Raw genomic sequence first — 14,966 nt, 5'->3', positions numbered from 1 at the left:
TCGGGGTGACGGCGCGACCGCGCCGTCGAGGGGGTCAGGTCAGCCGAAGGTCACCTCCAGCGAGCCGTCCGCCGCGAAGGACCAATCGAGAGCGCCGTCGTACGCGCCGCAGTCGCCGGTGCCGTTCCAGGCGTTGGTGCCGTCGTCCGAGCCGGACAGCTTGTCGTTCGACCCGCCGCCGCACGAGACGTTCCCGCTGAACCTGTGGGAGCCCTCGTCGAACGCGAAGTTGCGCTCGGCGCTGCCGATGCCCACGTTGCCCGTGACGGTGATCGAGCCCGGGTTGCTGTTGTAGGTGAACCCGTGGTGCCCGTTGTCGACCGCGATCGAGTCGCGGATCACGTGGTCGACGGGGATGTCGGAGCCGCCCAGCTTGAAGCCGTTCCGGTCGCCGCTGCCGGCCTGCGAGCCGTCGGAGAGCGTCCCGTTCTCGTACGAGAGCGAGTGCTCGATCGTCACGACGCCGATGGGGCCCGTGTCCGTCTTGGCGTACAGGTCCCAGCCGTCGTCGATGTTGTTGTGCGCCACGCAGTCGCGGAAGACGTTGCCCTCGCCGACCGTCAGCTTGGCCGCGAAGCCGTCCGCGTCCTCGCCGTCGGAGTCGACGTTGTCGTAGGACTCCGAGGAGAGCACCAGGTTGTCCGACGGCCACTCCTCCTTCGGCGCGCCCGCGACCAGGCGGGCGATCTGCAGGCCCGTGTCGGCGTTCCCGCGGGTGACGACGCGCTCGATCACGTTGTCGTCGCCGCCGAGCAGGATCCCGTTGTCGCCGGCGTTCTGGACGGTGATCCCGTACACGTGCCAGAAGTTGCCGCCGATGGCGAGGCCCCGGTTGGCGGGGTCCTCGGCCTGCGCGGAGAAGTCGAGCACCGGCTTCTCGCCCGGGTACGCCGACAGCAGCGTGCGCTCCGCCGACGTGCCGTCGTTGCCCGGCTCGATCGTGAGCGTGTCGGCCAGGTCGTACTGGCCGCCGCGCAGGTAGATCGCGCCGCCCGGCTCGACGGCGGCGATCGCCGCGGCGACCGTCGTCGGGTCGGCCTCGGTGCCGGCCGCGCCGGCCGAGCCGTCGGGGGCCGCGTAGATGACGTCACCGCTCGGGGTCGGCGGGTCCGTCGGCTCCGGGTCGGTGGGGTCGGTCGGCGGGTCCGTGGGGTCCGTCGGCGGGTCCGTCGGGTCCGTCGAGCCCTGGCCGGCGTACGTCTCGAGCTCGGCGACCTTCGGCGTGCCGGAGGCACTGGTGATCTCGAGGTCGAGCTTGCTCAGCGTCGTCGAGGGCAGGTTCACGACGCCCGCGCGGCTGCCGGTCGCGAGCACGGCGCCGGTGTCGTGGTTGACGACGCGGAACGCCGTGATCGTGCCCTCCGAGCCGGCCGCCTCGACGACGTTCACCTGCGACACGGTCTGCGGCGTCGCCCACTTCACGGACACGCGGCCCGTGGTGCCCGACGGCGACCAGAACGTGCTCAGGTTGCCGTCGATCACGTTGCCGAAGCTGGTGCCCGACGCCTTGGACGAGCCGTCCGCGCCCGCGCCGACGCTGAGGTTGGTGCCGCTCGGCGGGTCGGTCGGGTCGGTCGGCGGGTCGGTCGGGTCGGTCGGCGGGTCCGTGGGGTCGGTCGGCGGGTCCGTCGGATCGGTCGGCGTCTGCGCCTCGCACGAGCCGTCGGACACCTTGAGGCCCTTGTTCGCCCCCGCGGTCGCGGCGACGACGTCGGGCACGCAGTCGGCGGCGTCGAGCGAGTAGGCGTAGGGGATGCTGACCGTCGTCGTGGACGTCGGGTTCGGGCCGGCCGGGTTGTTGTCCTCGCCCGGCTCCGACCAGGTGACGTTGTCGAAGGTGTTCCCCGCGACCTGCCAGTAGCCCGGCAGGTCGGTGTAGAACGTGCCGAGCACGTCCTTGGAGTCCTGGAAGTAGTTGTTGTCGACCTTCGCCTTGCCGCCCGCGCGGGCGTTGATGCCCGACTCGTGGATGTCGACGTAGTGGTTGTTGTAGATGTGTGCCGTCGCCCCGCGCAGCAGGGGGAGGCGCGAGTCGATGTTCTCGTAGAGGTTGTGGTGGTAGGTGACCGGCCCGTTGTTCAGGTCGCTGTCGCCGGACCCGACAAGACCGCCGCGGCCGGAGCCCCGCAGGATGCTGTAGGAGAGCGTCACGTACTTCGTGTCGCCCTTCATGTCGAAGAGGCCGTCGTAGCCCTCGGACTCGCCGCCCGAGGCCTCGAGCGTCACGTGGTCCGCCCACACGTTCGAGACGCCGGACTCCATGCCGATCGCGTCGCCGCCGTTGGACGTCGGGGAGCCCGACTTCTTGACGTTCTTGACCGTGACGTTCTGGATGATGATGTTGCTGGCCTCGCGGACGTGGATGCCCACCTGGTCGAACGTGGCGCCGCTGCCCACCCCGACGAGCGTGACGTTGCTGATCTGCTTCAGCTCGATCACCCCGTCGGCGGTGTTGCAGCTGTCGCCGGAGACCTTGCTCGTGTTGCTGTGGTTGATCGTGCCCTCGACCTGGATCGTGATCGGGGTGTCCTCCGAGGCGCGGCCGCACAGGGCCTCGTGGATCTGGGTGCCGGTCGTCGCCTTCACGACCGTGCCGCCGGCGCCGCCCGTCGTGCCACCGTTCTGGGTGGCGAACCCGGTCGGTCCGGTCTCCACCGCCTGGGCGCCGGGGAGCGTCAGAGCGGTCACTCCGATCGCGGCGGCCAGGGATGTCGTCACCCCCGCCGCCAGGAGTCGTCGCGCTGCTTGCCGTCTCATCGTTGCTGCCTCACCTTCGTCGTCGAACGCGGGACTTGCAGGCCGGTGCCGGGGTCGAGCCGCTCGGCGGTACACCCGCTGTCCGAAACCGCCTTGGTCACGAACAGATCACAGCAACCGGTTTCTTGACCGTAGGGGACCGGTTTCCCGAAGCGCAACCCCCAATTTTCACCCGACCCTCGGACCGGCCGTCGTCGACGGGACAGCCCGGCGTCAGGCGGAAGGCCCGGCGGCGCGACGCGCCCAGCCCGCCAGGAGGTCGGCCACCTGCACGCGCGGGTCGCGCCGGGAGTCCACCTGGCGCACCGCGAGCAGCGGCGGCGGGGCGGGCGCGACCGCAGCGGCGAGGGCCGCGGCGAGCACCGCCGTCCGCTGCGGCGTGAGCGCGCTCTGCTCGTCGTGCACGACGGCGACCGAGCGCCGGCCGTCGCCCCACCGCAGCACCGTCTCCGCGAGCGCGGGCACCAGCGGCTCGAGCGGCGGCGGGACGGCCGGGTCCCCGTCGAGCAGCCGGTCCAGGACCGCCACGACGTCCCGCCGGGTCAGGCCCGCCAGCTCCGGGACGCCCTCGGCCGCCACGCCCGGGGCGAGGGCGACGAACCGGTCGACCGCGTCGTCGTCGGGCCGGCGCCGGTGCTTGAGGTGGGTCATCGCGACGAACGCGGCGAGGACGTCGGTCCGCTCGCGCACGACGGCGACCGCCCGGCCGTGGTCGCGGCCGAGTCGCGTCCCGTCGAGGTACGACGGCTCACCCGTGAGCAGGTCGAGCACCCGGCCCGCGACGTGGTCGCGCTTGTCGACCACGTGCACCGTCGAACGGCCCGCCAGCTCCGCCAGGAACCACGCCACCGCCTCCGGCTGCCCCGGCCGCAGCAGCAGGTGGGCCTTGTGCTCCGCCGTCCGGCGGTGGTTGAACCGCGACCGCAGCGTGCCGAGCACGGCGGCCGCCTCCGCCACCGTGAGGTCCACCGCCGCGTGCGCGATCACCGGCGACGCCGGGTCCAGCAGGTTCGTCCCGGAGAAGCCCGACTCGTCGCACGCGACCTCCACGACGGCGGGCGCACCGGAAGGCACGGTCATGGGGTCATCCTGCGCACCGGAACGCCCGGCGACCAGAGCAATCTCGTCCTGGCACGCGGGGAGAGCACCGCGCCCGATGGTCAGCGCCGCACGTCGTACACCAGCTTCACGACACCGTTCGCGTACGCGGCCGACTCCCGCAGCGCGAGGGTGCGACGGTCCGCGCCCGTCGAGCCGAAGATCGTCTTCCCGCCCGGGAGCAGGTACGGGAACATCAGCAGGTTGTAGCGATCGACGAGGCCGGCCTCGCCCAGCCGTAGCGCGAGCTCCGCGCTGCCGTGGATGAAGATCGGGCCGCCGTCGGTCTGCTTGAGCGCGGCGACGTCCTCGGTGCTGCGCAGGATGGTCGTCGGACCCCAGCCGTCCACGAGGGTGTCGTCGTCGAGCGTCGTCGACACGACGTACTTCGGCAGGTCCTCGTACGCCGCATGGTCCTCCGACCCGGGCCAGACGGCCGAGAACGCCTCGTAGCTGCGGCGGCCGAACATGAGGGCCGTCGTCTCCTCGAGCTCCTCACCCTTGAGTGCATACGCCTCGGGGTCGAAGTCCGTCTCGAACACCCAGCCTCCACCGGGGTGTCCCTCGGCCGTCCCGCCGGGGGAGTCGACCGAGCCGTCGAGGGTGATGAAGCCGGTGTAGACGAGCTCTCGGGTCATGGTGCCGCTCCTGTCGGGGCTCTCTTGCCGTCCTGTCGTCCCTAGGTCGAACGAGAGTCCGCCGGATCGACAGCGGTGGGCGGCCCGCCCCGGAGCGTGAACGCGAAGTCGTTCGCGAGCGTCCCCGTCAGGCGGGACGACGAGACCAGCGCGCCCGCGGCGACGAGGCGCCGGACCTCCCCGCCCGTGACGCCGAGCCCGAGCGCGATGAGCCGCGTCGGACGGACCGGGACCTGCGCCGCGAACCGCACCTCGACGTCGAGCGTGCCGCCGTCGCGCAGCGACGGGGCGTCCGGAGGGAGCGGGGCGTCGAGGCGCCACGCGCCGGTCCAGTCCAGCCGCACCCGGTTCCTCCGGAGCAGGTCCGGGCTGCGGAGCAGCTCGGAGACCAGCGCCGGGTCGTTGGCATGGAGCCGGTCGAGCAGCGCCGGGGACACGGCGCGGACGTTCGCACGCTCGACGACGGTCAGCTTCGCCGTCTTCCCGCACCCGGCGCACAGGACGAGCAGCCACGCGTCGAGCGACTTGTGGTGGGCATTGACACGGAACGCGCCGCTGGCGGCGAACCGTCCGGACGGGCAGGAGGCGCAGGAGCGGAGGACCGCGGGCAGGCAGGTGGGGACGACGGACCAGGAGGTGAGCACGAGAGGGCACCGTTCGGTGAGAGGTCGGGCGTGGCGACGGAGCGCGGCACACCAGGTGCGACGCGCGACGATCAGCGCTCGGGACTTCTCACCGCTGGTACAAGGGCCCACCTCTCGACGGAGATCTTCGGTGATCTCCGGCGCACGCTAGCCGCGCGGGGGCGCCGGCCGCGACGGAATTTCGGCTCGGGAAAGCAGAAGGTCCCGGCCAGGAGAACCTGACCGGGACCTTCTCTTCACGTGCGCGAGGGGGGAGTTGAACCCCCACGCCCTCTCGGGCACACGGACCTGAACCGTGCGCGTCTGCCTATTCCGCCACTCGCGCGTGCCGCAGAAGATTAGCACGGCGCGGGGGGTGCTCCCCAATCGCCTGCTGAGGGCGCTGCGCGCCGGAGAACGGCCGGGTCCCGCCGCAGGTGGCGAGCGTGGCGCCCGTCACCCGACCGTGACCTGCCGGTTCCGCTTCTGCGCCGAGCGTTCGCAGGAAATCCACACCGCGCGGAGGAGTGGTGCTGCAGCGCTGCCTACGATCTAGATAGTCTGCCCGCGGACGTGTCGGGCCAATGAGAGGAGGTGGCATGGGCGCCCTGGATCGCTTCGAGAAGAGCGTGGAGCGCGTGATGAACAACGCGTTCGCGAAGGTGGGTCGCAACAGCGAGATCAAGCCGGTCGAGCTGGCGAGCCGCCTGCGGCGCGAGATCGACGACCGCGCCGCCGTCGTCGGGCGCGACCGCACGGTCGTGCCGAACGAGTTCACGATCGAGCTGTCGTCGGCCGACTTCTCGCAGATCGACGCCTGGGGCGCGGAGACGATGGCCGACGAGCTGGCCACGAACCTCACCGAGTACGCCGCCTCGCAGCACTACGCCTTCGTGGGCCCGGTCAGCGTGTCGTTCGAGGAGCACGAGGACCTGCCGGGCGGCCGCTTCCAGCTCCGCTCCGCGACCGTGCGCGGCAACGTCGCGCCCGCCACGTCGGCGGCGCCGTCCACGCGCCACCCCCTCATCGACATCGACGGCCAGCGCTACCTGCTCACCGGCCCCGTCACGGTCATCGGCCGCGACGCGGAGGCCGACATCGTCGTCGACGACCCGGGCGTCTCGCGCCGCCACCTGGAGATCCGCGTGACGCCGGACGGCGTCGTCGCGACCGACCTCGGCTCCACGAACGGCCTGTTCGTCGAGGGCCACCAGGTGCCCGCCGCCACCCTGCTCGACGGCAACACCCTGACCATCGGCCGTACCCGCATCATGTTCTGGACCGGCAGCGCCTCGGGCCAGCAGAACGAAGGCTGGTGATCCCCCCAGGATGAGTGAGCTGACGATCACCCTGCTGCGGCTGGGCTACCTGGTGCTGCTCTGGGTGTTCGTGCTCTCCGCGATCGCGGTGCTGCGCCGCGACCTGGCGCCGCGCGGCGCCCCCCGGGCCTCCAAGGCCGAGCGCCGCCGCGCCGAGGCCGCACCCGCGGCAGCCGCTCCGGCCGCCGCGGCCGCGCCCGCTCGACGTTCCGGCCCCACCCGCCTGGTCGTGACGGCCGGGCCGCTCACGGGCACCACGCTCCCGCTGTCCTCGGCGTCGATCCTCATCGGTCGCTCGCCGGGCTGCACGCTCGTGCTCGACGACGACTACTCGTCGTCGCGGCACGCCCGCATCTTCCCGCAGGGCGACCAGTGGTACGTGGAGGACCTCGGGTCGACGAACGGCACCTTCATCGGGGACGCCCAGGTGTCGGGACCGCAGCCACTGGCGCCGGGTGTCGGCGTCCGAATCGGCCAGTCCGTCGTCGAGCTCCAGGGGTGACCGCCCCGTGACCCTCACCCTGCGCTACGCCGCGCGGTCCGACGTCGGGCTCGTGCGGTCCAACAACCAGGACTCCGCGTACGCCGGGCCGCACCTGCTGGTCGTCGCCGACGGCATGGGCGGGCACGCGGGCGGCGACGTCGCGTCGCGCCTCGCGATCGCGGCCCTCGCCCCGCTCGACCGCACCGAGCACGGCCCCGAGCAGGCATTGACCGACCTCGAGCACACAGTGGAGCGCGCGCGGCAGGACCTGGTGCGCGCCAGCGACGCCGACCCCGAGCTCGTCGGCATGGGCACCACCGTCACGGCCCTGCTGCACACCGGCACCACGCTGGTGATGGCGCACCTCGGCGACTCGCGCGCCTACCTGCTGCGCGAGGGGCGGCTCACGCAGGTCACGGTCGACCACACCTTCGTGCAGCACCTGGTCGACACCGGGCGCATCTCCCCGGAGGAGGCGGAGCACCACCCGCAGCGCAACGTCGTCATGCGGGTGCTGGGCGACTTCGACGTCGACCTCACGCCCGACATGTCGGTGCGCGAGGCGCGCGCCGGCGACCGGTGGCTGCTGTGCTCCGACGGCCTGTCCGGGTTCGTCTCGCCCGAGCAGATCACCGAGGTGCTCACCGAGACCGACAGCCCCGACGAGGCCGCCGACCTGCTGATCACGCTGTCCATGACGGCGGGCAGCACCGACAACATCACCGTGATCGTCGCCGACGTCGTGGACGACGGCGACGCACCGGTCGCCGAGGACACGGCGTCGGCCCCGGTCGAGGGCGCCACGGTCCCGCAGGTCGTGGGCGCGGCGGCGACGGGCGAGATCCCCGCCGTCCTCGCGACCCCCGCGGAGGACCCGGCGGACGACCCGGCGCCCGTCGACGAGGGCACGGACCCCGTCGACGACGACCCCGAGGACGACGACGCCGACGACGCGGACGCCCGCCCGGAGCGCAAGCGCCGCCCGTGGCTCACGGTGCTCGTGGTGCTCGTGGTGCTGGGCGCCGTCGGGTACGGCCTGTGGCGCGCGTACGGCTGGACGCAGCAGCAGTACTACGTCGGCGTCGCCGACGGCGAGGTCGCCGTGTTCCAGGGCATCCCCGCCAGCGCCGGCCCGCTGACGCTCTCCACGCCCGTGGAGCTCACCGGCACGCCGGTCTCCGACCTGCCCGACTACTGGGCAGACCGCCTCGACGGTTCCATCCGGGCGTCGTCCGAGGCCGAGGCTCGCGAGCGCGCGGACCGGCTCATCGCCGAGGCCGCCCCCGAGCCGACCCCCACTCCCACCCCCTCCGCGACTCCCTCGAGCACGCCGACCGCGACGCCGTCCAAGGACACGGCGACCACGAAGCCTGCCGCCGCCAAGCCTGCCGACGGCGCTGCCGACAGCACGGCCGACGGGGGGTCGAAGGGGTGAGCGCCGTCGTCGAGACCCCCGAGCGCACGGTCGAGCCCACCGAGCGCCGGCCGGCCCGCCTGGCCGAGCTGTTCCTGCTGATCCTCGCGCTGGCCGCGGGCATCAGCGCGTTCGCGATGGTCGGCCGCAGCGTCACGGGCGAGCTGCCCGCCGACTTCTGGGCGGTCAGCCTCCTCCTCACCGGCATCTCCGTGGCCGCGCACGTCGTGCTGCGCCTCCGCGCGCCGTGGGCCGACCAGGTGATCCTGCCCGCGGTCGTGCTGCTCAACGGCCTGGGCCTGGCGATGATCCTGCGCCTGCAGCTCGCGGGCACGAAGGGCGCCGACGCGTGGTCGCAGATGATGTACACCGCGCTCGGCGCGGTCATCGCGATCCTGATCGTCTGGTTCCTGCGCGACCACCGCTGGATCCGCCGCCTCACGTACACGGCGATGCTGGTCGGCCTGGTGCTCGTCGTGCTGCCGCTGGTGCCGGGTATCGGCCGAGAGATCAACGGCGCGCGGATCTGGATCAACATCGGCTTCTCCGTGCAGCCCGCCGAGTTCGCGAAGATCGCGTTCGCCATCTTCTTCGCCGGCTACCTGGTCGCCAACCGCGACACCCTGGCCCTCGCCGGCAAGAAGGTGCTCGGGCTGCAGCTGCCCCGCATCCGCGACCTCGGCCCGATCCTCATCGTGTGGGCCGCGTCGCTCGCCGTCCTCGTCTTCGAGCGCGACCTGGGCACCTCGCTGCTGTTCTTCGGCCTGTTCGTCGCGATGCTGTACCTCGCCACCGAGCGGTTCAGCTGGGTGCTCATCGGCCTCGTGCTGTTCGCCGCCGGCGCGCTGGTCGCCGCGAGCGTGTTCCCGCACGTCGGCGCGCGCATGGACGTGTGGCTGCACCCGTTCGACAACGAGCTGTACAACGCGGTGGGCGGGTCGTACCAGATCGTGCAGGGCACGTTCGCGCTGGCCGCGGGCGGGCTGTTCGGCACGGGCTGGGGCGAGGGCTACCCGTACCTCGTGCCGTACGCCTTCTCCGACTTCATCTACTCGTCGCTGGGCGAGGAGCTGGGCCTCACGGGCCTGCTCGCCATCCTGCTGACGTACCTCCTCATCGTGCAGCGCGGTCTGCGCACCGCGATCGCGGTGCGCGACGGCTTCGGCAAGCTGCTGGCCGGCGGCCTCGCGTTCGTCATGGCGCTGCAGCTCTTCGTCGTGGTCGGCGGCATCACGCGGATCATCCCGCTCACCGGCCTGACGCTGCCGTTCATGGCGCAGGGCGGGTCGTCGCTGCTGGCCAACTGGATCGTCATCGCGCTGCTGCTGCGGATCTCCGACAACGCCCGGCGTCCCTCGGCGCTGCCGATGCGCGGCACGATCGCGCAGGGCGGGGCGATGCACGACCCCATCGTGGTCGGCGCGCACGACGGCACGACGCCGGGCGGCGGCGTCCCCGTGCGGCGATCGGCCGCGGACGCGCCGTCGCGCGGGTCGACGCCGTCGCACCCCACCTCTCACCCCACCGAGGCGCTGGGCGGTCCGCTCGACCCGCGCCGCGACGATCCCCGAGGAACGAACGGAGGTGAGCACCTGTGAACACGACCCTGCGCCGGCTCGCGAGCGTCGTCATGGTCATGTTCCTGGCGCTCATGGTGTCGACCACGTGGATCCAGTTCTTCCACGCCGACGAGCTCAACAGCGACACCCGCAACATCCGCTCGATCTACGCCGAGTACGGGCGCGCCCGCGGCCCCATCGTCGTGGGGGGCGAGGCGGTCGCGCTGTCCAAGCCCGTCGACGACGAGTTCGGCTACCAGCGCGAGTACACAGACGGCAAGCTCTACGCCCCGCTGACCGGCTTCTTCTCGCTCGCCAACGGCACGACGGCGATCGAGCACGCGGAGAACGACTACCTCAACGGGCAGGCCGACGCCCTGTGGGTGGACCGCCTGCAGAACCTGCTCACGGGTCGTGACCCGGAGGGCTCCTCGGTGGAGCTCACCGTCGACCCGAAGGCGCAGAAGGCCGCCTGGGACGGCCTCGGCGACCAGCGCGGCGCCGTCGTCGCGCTCGACCCCAAGACCGGCGCGATCCTCGCGCTCGTGTCCAAGCCGTCGTTCGACCCCAACGACCTCGCGTCGCACTCCACCAAGAAGGCCGGCGAGGCGTACACCGAGCTGCTCAACGCCGACGGCGAGCCCCTGAAGAGCAACGCCACCGCCGACGCGTACCCGCCGGGCTCGACGTTCAAGCTCGTCACGACCGCCGCCGCGCTCGAGAGCGGCGACTACACGCCCGACACGGTCATCGACGCCCCGTCCGCGTACACCCTCACCGGCACCACCACGCAGGTCGGGAACTTCGCCGGCACCTCCTGCGCCTCGTCGGGGAAGATGACGCTGGCGGACGCGCTGCGGATCTCCTGCAACACGGCCTTCCTCGGGCTGGCCGGCGACCTGGGCGCCGACACGATGGACGAGCAGGCCGAGAAGTTCGGGTTCGGCAAGAAGTTCCAGATCCCGTTCTCCACCGCCGCCAGCTCGTACGACCAGGACCCGGACGCGATGAACACGGCGCAGGTGGAGCTGTCGGGCATCGGTCAGGGCAGCGTGATCGCCACCCCGCTGCAGGTCGCGATGGTCTCCGCCGCGATCGCGAACGGCGGCGAGGTCATGGAGCCCTACTCCGTCGACACTGTCCGCGACCCGCAGCTCGAGGTGGTCCGGCAGACGTCGCCCACCAGCCTGGGCCGCGCCGTCTCGGACAAGACGGCGTCGCAGCTCACCGACATGATGAAGAGCGTCGTGGAGTCCGGGTCGGGCACCAGCGCCCAGATCCCCGGCGTCACCGTCGCCGGCAAGACCGGCACCGCCCAGCACGGCGACAACTCCGAGCCGCCGCACGTGTGGTTCACCGGGTTCGCGCCGGCGGACGATCCGCAGGTCGCCGTCGCGGTCGTCGTCGAGGACGGCGGCGACCTCGGCGGCCAGGCCACCGGCGGCTCTGTCTCCGCGCCGATCGCGAAGGCCGTCATGGAAGCGGTGCTGAACGGATGAGGCCGGCCACGGGGCTCGCGCTCGGCGAGCGGTACCGCCTGACGCGTCGCATCGCGATCGGCGGCATGGGCGAGGTCTGGGTGGCCGACGACGGCTACCTGGGCCGCGAGGTGGCCGTGAAGGTGCTCCGGGAGGAGTACACGGGCAACGAGGACTTCCTGCGCCGCCTGCGCACGGAGGCGCGCAACAGCGCCGCGCTGTCGCACCCGAACATCGCGCAGATGTACGACTACGGCGAGCAGGACGGCGCCGGCTTCCTCGTCATGGAGCTGGTGCTGGGCGAGCCGCTGGCCGACCTGCTGGAGCGCGAGCCCGTCGTCGCGCCCCGCAAGCTGCTGCCGATCCTCGCCGCCACGGCACGGGGCCTGCACCACGCGCACCTGGCCAAGGTGGTGCACCGCGACGTCAAACCCGGCAACATCCTGCTGGAGCACGGCGGCAGCGTGAAGATCACCGACTTCGGCGTCTCCCTCGCCGCGAACCAGGCCCCCATGACCGCCACCGGCATGGTCATGGGCACGGCGCAGTACCTCTCGCCCGAGCAGGCCGTGGGCCAGCCGGCGACGTCGGCGTCGGACGTCTACGCGCTCGGCGTCGTCGCCTACGAGGCGACGGCGGGCAAGCGCCCCTTCACCGGCTCGACGCCGGTGGACATCGCGGTGGCGCACGTCAACGCGCCCGTCCCGCCGCTGCCCACGCACGTGCACCCCGGCCTCGCGGACGTCATCGGGCGGATGCTCGAGAAGGACCCGTCGCGACGGCCCGAGTCGGCCGCCGCCCTCGCGGGGGAGCTCGAGGCGCTCGCCCGAGAGATCGCGGAGGACCCGCTCGGGGCCCGGTCCCGCTCGGCGCGGCGCGCCGCCGCCGCGCGCCAGGGCGCCCGGCCCGCTCGCGCCGTCCCCGCCCACGCCGCACCCACGACGCCGCGACCCGCCGGTGCTGCGAGCCCCGCGAGCCCTGCCGGTCCGGGCGGCCCCGCCGGCCCCGCCACGCCCCCGTCGGCCGCGATGCCCGTCGCGTGGGCCTCCGTGACGTCGTCCGAGGACGAGCGCACGCCGGCCCCCGAGCCCTCGCGCGCCGCCCACCGCGACGAGCCCGCTCCGGAGACGCCCGTCGACGGCGTCGCCGCCGGCCGCGCCTACCCGCTGCGCCGCGAGGTGCGCGACGCGCGCCGCCCCCCGGTGCGCAAGCCGCAGCCGACCGGCACCCGCAGCCGTGCGGCGTCCCGCACCGCCCCGGAGGCGAAGCCCGCCCGTCGGACGTCGACGTCGACGGGTCAGCGCTTCGGCCCGCTCGGCCGCCTCTCCTGGCCGCTGCTCGCGCTGCTCGGGCTCCTCGTCGTCCTGCTGCTCGCCACCCTCGTGCAGGCCATGGCGGCCGACGCCGAGGGCCAGGCGGCGGCGCTCCTGGCGGGACCGGCCCTCGCGCTGTCCCGCCCCTCCCGCACGGATGCGCGTCCCTCCTCTGGGATGATGCTCCGAGACACGCCGCGCGCCCCGCGCGCGGCCATGACCGAGAAGGACATCTGAGTGGTGGACAACACGCCCCGGGTACTCGCCGGCCGGTACGAGGTCGGTGAGCTCATCGGCCGCGGCGGCATGGCCGAGGTGCACATCGGGCACGACACGCGCCTGGGTCGCACCGTCGCGATCAAGGTGCTGCGGTCCGACCTCGCGCGCGACCCCTCGTTCCTGGCGCGGTTCCGCCGCGAGGCGCAGTCGGCCGCCGCGCTGAACCACCCCGCCATCGTCGCCGTCTACGACACGGGCGAGGACACGCACACGGACACGCAGGGCGCGTCCGTGCACGTCCCGTTCATCGTCATGGAGTACGTCGAGGGCCACACCGTCCGCGACATCCTGCAGGACGGCGCGGCGGTGCCGATCGAGGAGGCCATCGAGATCACGGCGGGCGTGCTGAGCGCCCTGGAGTACTCGCACCAGGCCGGCATCGTGCACCGCGACATCAAGCCGGCGAACGTCATGATCACGCCCACCGGCGCGGTCAAGGTGATGGACTTCGGCATCGCGCGCGCCGTGGCCGACTCCGCCGCGACGATGACGCAGACGCACGCCGTCATCGGCACGGCCCAGTACCTGTCGCCCGAGCAGGCCCGCGGCGAGACCGTCGACGCCCGCTCCGACCTGTACTCCACCGGCTGCCTCCTCTTCGAGCTGCTCACCGGGCGTCCGCCGTTCATCGGCGACTCCCCGGTCGCGGTGGCGTACCAGCACGTGGGGCAGGCGCCGCAGCGGCCCAGCGAGCTCGCCTCGGACGTGCCGGAGGTGCTCGACCGCATCGTCCTCAAGTCGCTCGCCAAGGACCGCGACGCCCGCTACTCGACGGCCGCGGAGTTCCGTGCCGACCTCGAGACCGCCCTGCGCGGCGGCGACGTCACCGCACCGCTGATCGGCGCGGCCGCGGCCGGCGCCGCGGCGACGCAGGTCATGGGCCAGCCCGCGAGCACGCAGGTGATGGACCCCGCGAGCACGTCGCAGTGGGGCACCACCGGCGTCCAGGGTGCGAACGGCGGCGAGCCGGACGACGAGAAGAAGAGCCGCAAGGGGCTCATGTGGGCGCTCATCGCCATCGGCGCCGTCGCGCTGGCCGCGATCATCACGTTCATCGTCATGAACGGCGCCAACGCCACGACGATCGTCCCCGAGCTCAAGTCCAACGTCACCCCCGCCGAGGCGGAACGGGAGATCACCGCCGCCGGGCTGAAGTACGAGCAGGCCACGGACACCGAGTCCACGGAGCCGGAGAACACGTTCCTCGGCCAGGACCCGCCCGGTGGGAGCGAGGTGGAGCGCGACACCGTCGTCACGGTGACGTTCTCCGCCGGGCCCGACACCATCGCCGTGCCCAAGCTCGCGGGCATGACGCAGGACGAGGCCGAGGCCGCGCTCGAGGACGCCAAGCTCACGCTCGGGGACGTGTCCGACGCGAACAGCAAGGACGTCGAGGAGGGTGACGTCATCGAGTCGAACCCGGCCGCGGGGCAGGCGGTGAGCGAGGGGTCGTCCGTCGACCTCGTGCTCTCCAACGGCCGGGTCGAGCTGCCGAACCTCGTGGGCAAGTCCGAGCAGTCGGCCAAGGACACGCTGTCCGGGCTCGGCCTGAGCAACTCCACGAGCACGGAGGAGAGCGACAAGAAGGCAGGCACCGTCATCCGGCAGAGCCCCCAGGCGGGCAACGTCCCGCAGGGCAGCTCCGTGGAGATCGTCATCGCCAAGGAGAAGGCTCCTGAGATGACGACCGTACCGAACGTCGTCGGGAGCTCGGCCGCCGAGGCCCAGGCCGCCATCAACGCCGCGAACCTGAGGCCCCAGATCTCCTTCGAGCCCTCGGACGACGTGGCGAACGGCTTCGTGATCTCCCAGGACCCGGAGGGCGGCGAGGTGGAGGTCGGCTCCGACGTCGCCGTCGTGGTGTCCAGCGGCCCCGAGGCGGAGGAGACGCCGAGCGGCGAGCCCACCGACGGCGAGACGGACGACACGGGCGACCCGCTCGGCATCCTGCCCGGCAACGACGACGAGGGCTGATACGTGACGAGCCCCCGGGACCTCTCGGTC

At 72.6% G+C, this 14,966-nt stretch carries 11 protein-coding genes and 1 tRNA gene; 7 read left to right on the top strand and 5 right to left on the bottom strand.

Annotated features, from left to right (window positions below):
- Positions 1 to 39: 39 nt before the first annotated feature.
- The 5 genes from ACQP60_RS09345 to ACQP60_RS09325 form a co-directional block, all read right to left on the bottom strand.
- Positions 40 to 2,718, bottom strand: a complete 2,679-nt coding sequence (locus tag ACQP60_RS09345; RefSeq protein WP_429731149.1) for a pectate lyase family protein — start codon at positions 2,716 to 2,718, stop codon at positions 40 to 42.
- A 252-nt stretch (positions 2,719 to 2,970) separates the two neighbouring features.
- Complete coding sequence (locus tag ACQP60_RS09340) at positions 2,971 to 3,837, bottom strand: DUF3800 domain-containing protein (RefSeq protein WP_429731146.1); 867 nt, start codon at positions 3,835 to 3,837, stop codon at positions 2,971 to 2,973.
- A gap of 80 nt (positions 3,838 to 3,917) precedes the next feature.
- Complete coding sequence (locus tag ACQP60_RS09335) at positions 3,918 to 4,493, bottom strand: dihydrofolate reductase family protein (protein ID WP_429731143.1); 576 nt, start codon at positions 4,491 to 4,493, stop codon at positions 3,918 to 3,920.
- Positions 4,494 to 4,534: 41 nt separating this feature from the next.
- Entirely contained in the window at positions 4,535 to 5,137 is a 603-nt protein-coding gene (locus ACQP60_RS09330; RefSeq protein ID WP_429731141.1) for a DUF1062 domain-containing protein, read from the bottom strand.
- Positions 5,138 to 5,378: 241 nt separating this feature from the next.
- A tRNA-Leu gene (locus tag ACQP60_RS09325) sits at positions 5,379 to 5,462 on the bottom strand.
- Between the two features lie 253 nt (positions 5,463 to 5,715).
- Between ACQP60_RS09325 and ACQP60_RS09320 the strand changes: the two genes are divergently transcribed.
- The 7 genes from ACQP60_RS09320 to pknB are packed head-to-tail and all read left to right on the top strand — an operon-like array spanning position 5,716 to position 14,936.
- Positions 5,716 to 6,435, top strand: a complete 720-nt coding sequence (locus ACQP60_RS09320) for an FHA domain-containing protein (RefSeq protein WP_429731138.1) — start codon at positions 5,716 to 5,718, stop codon at positions 6,433 to 6,435.
- Positions 6,436 to 6,445: 10 nt separating this feature from the next.
- Complete coding sequence (locus ACQP60_RS09315) at positions 6,446 to 6,937, top strand: FHA domain-containing protein FhaB/FipA (protein ID WP_429731135.1); 492 nt, start codon at positions 6,446 to 6,448, stop codon at positions 6,935 to 6,937.
- Between the two features lie 7 nt (positions 6,938 to 6,944).
- Entirely contained in the window at positions 6,945 to 8,354 is a 1,410-nt protein-coding gene (locus ACQP60_RS09310; protein ID WP_429731132.1) for a Stp1/IreP family PP2C-type Ser/Thr phosphatase, read from the top strand.
- Complete coding sequence (locus tag ACQP60_RS09305) at positions 8,351 to 9,931, top strand: FtsW/RodA/SpoVE family cell cycle protein (protein WP_429731130.1); 1,581 nt, start codon at positions 8,351 to 8,353, stop codon at positions 9,929 to 9,931. Before ACQP60_RS09310 ends, ACQP60_RS09305 begins: the two co-directional genes overlap by 4 nt.
- On the top strand, positions 9,928 to 11,391 hold the full coding sequence (locus ACQP60_RS09300; RefSeq protein WP_429731128.1) for a peptidoglycan D,D-transpeptidase FtsI family protein: 1,464 nt from the start codon (positions 9,928 to 9,930) through the stop codon (positions 11,389 to 11,391). The genes ACQP60_RS09305 and ACQP60_RS09300 overlap by 4 nt, the downstream gene beginning before the upstream one ends.
- Positions 11,388 to 12,920 (top strand): serine/threonine-protein kinase, encoded by a 1,533-nt coding sequence (locus tag ACQP60_RS09295; RefSeq protein ID WP_429731126.1) that lies wholly within the window; start codon positions 11,388 to 11,390, stop codon positions 12,918 to 12,920. The genes ACQP60_RS09300 and ACQP60_RS09295 overlap by 4 nt, the downstream gene beginning before the upstream one ends.
- Positions 12,921 to 14,936 carry a Stk1 family PASTA domain-containing Ser/Thr kinase gene (gene pknB / locus ACQP60_RS09290; protein ID WP_429731123.1) on the top strand — a complete coding sequence of 672 codons (2,016 nt, stop codon included), beginning with the start codon at positions 12,921 to 12,923 and terminating at the stop codon, positions 14,934 to 14,936. It begins immediately after the preceding gene.
- Positions 14,937 to 14,966 lie beyond the last annotated feature (30 nt).

The organism is Isoptericola variabilis (genome assembly GCF_050311655.1).
GTDB lineage: Bacteria > Actinomycetota > Actinomycetes > Actinomycetales > Cellulomonadaceae > Isoptericola > Isoptericola variabilis.
The sequence above is the reverse complement of the archived record's forward strand: the minus strand, read 5'-3'. Positions and strand labels throughout refer to the sequence as shown.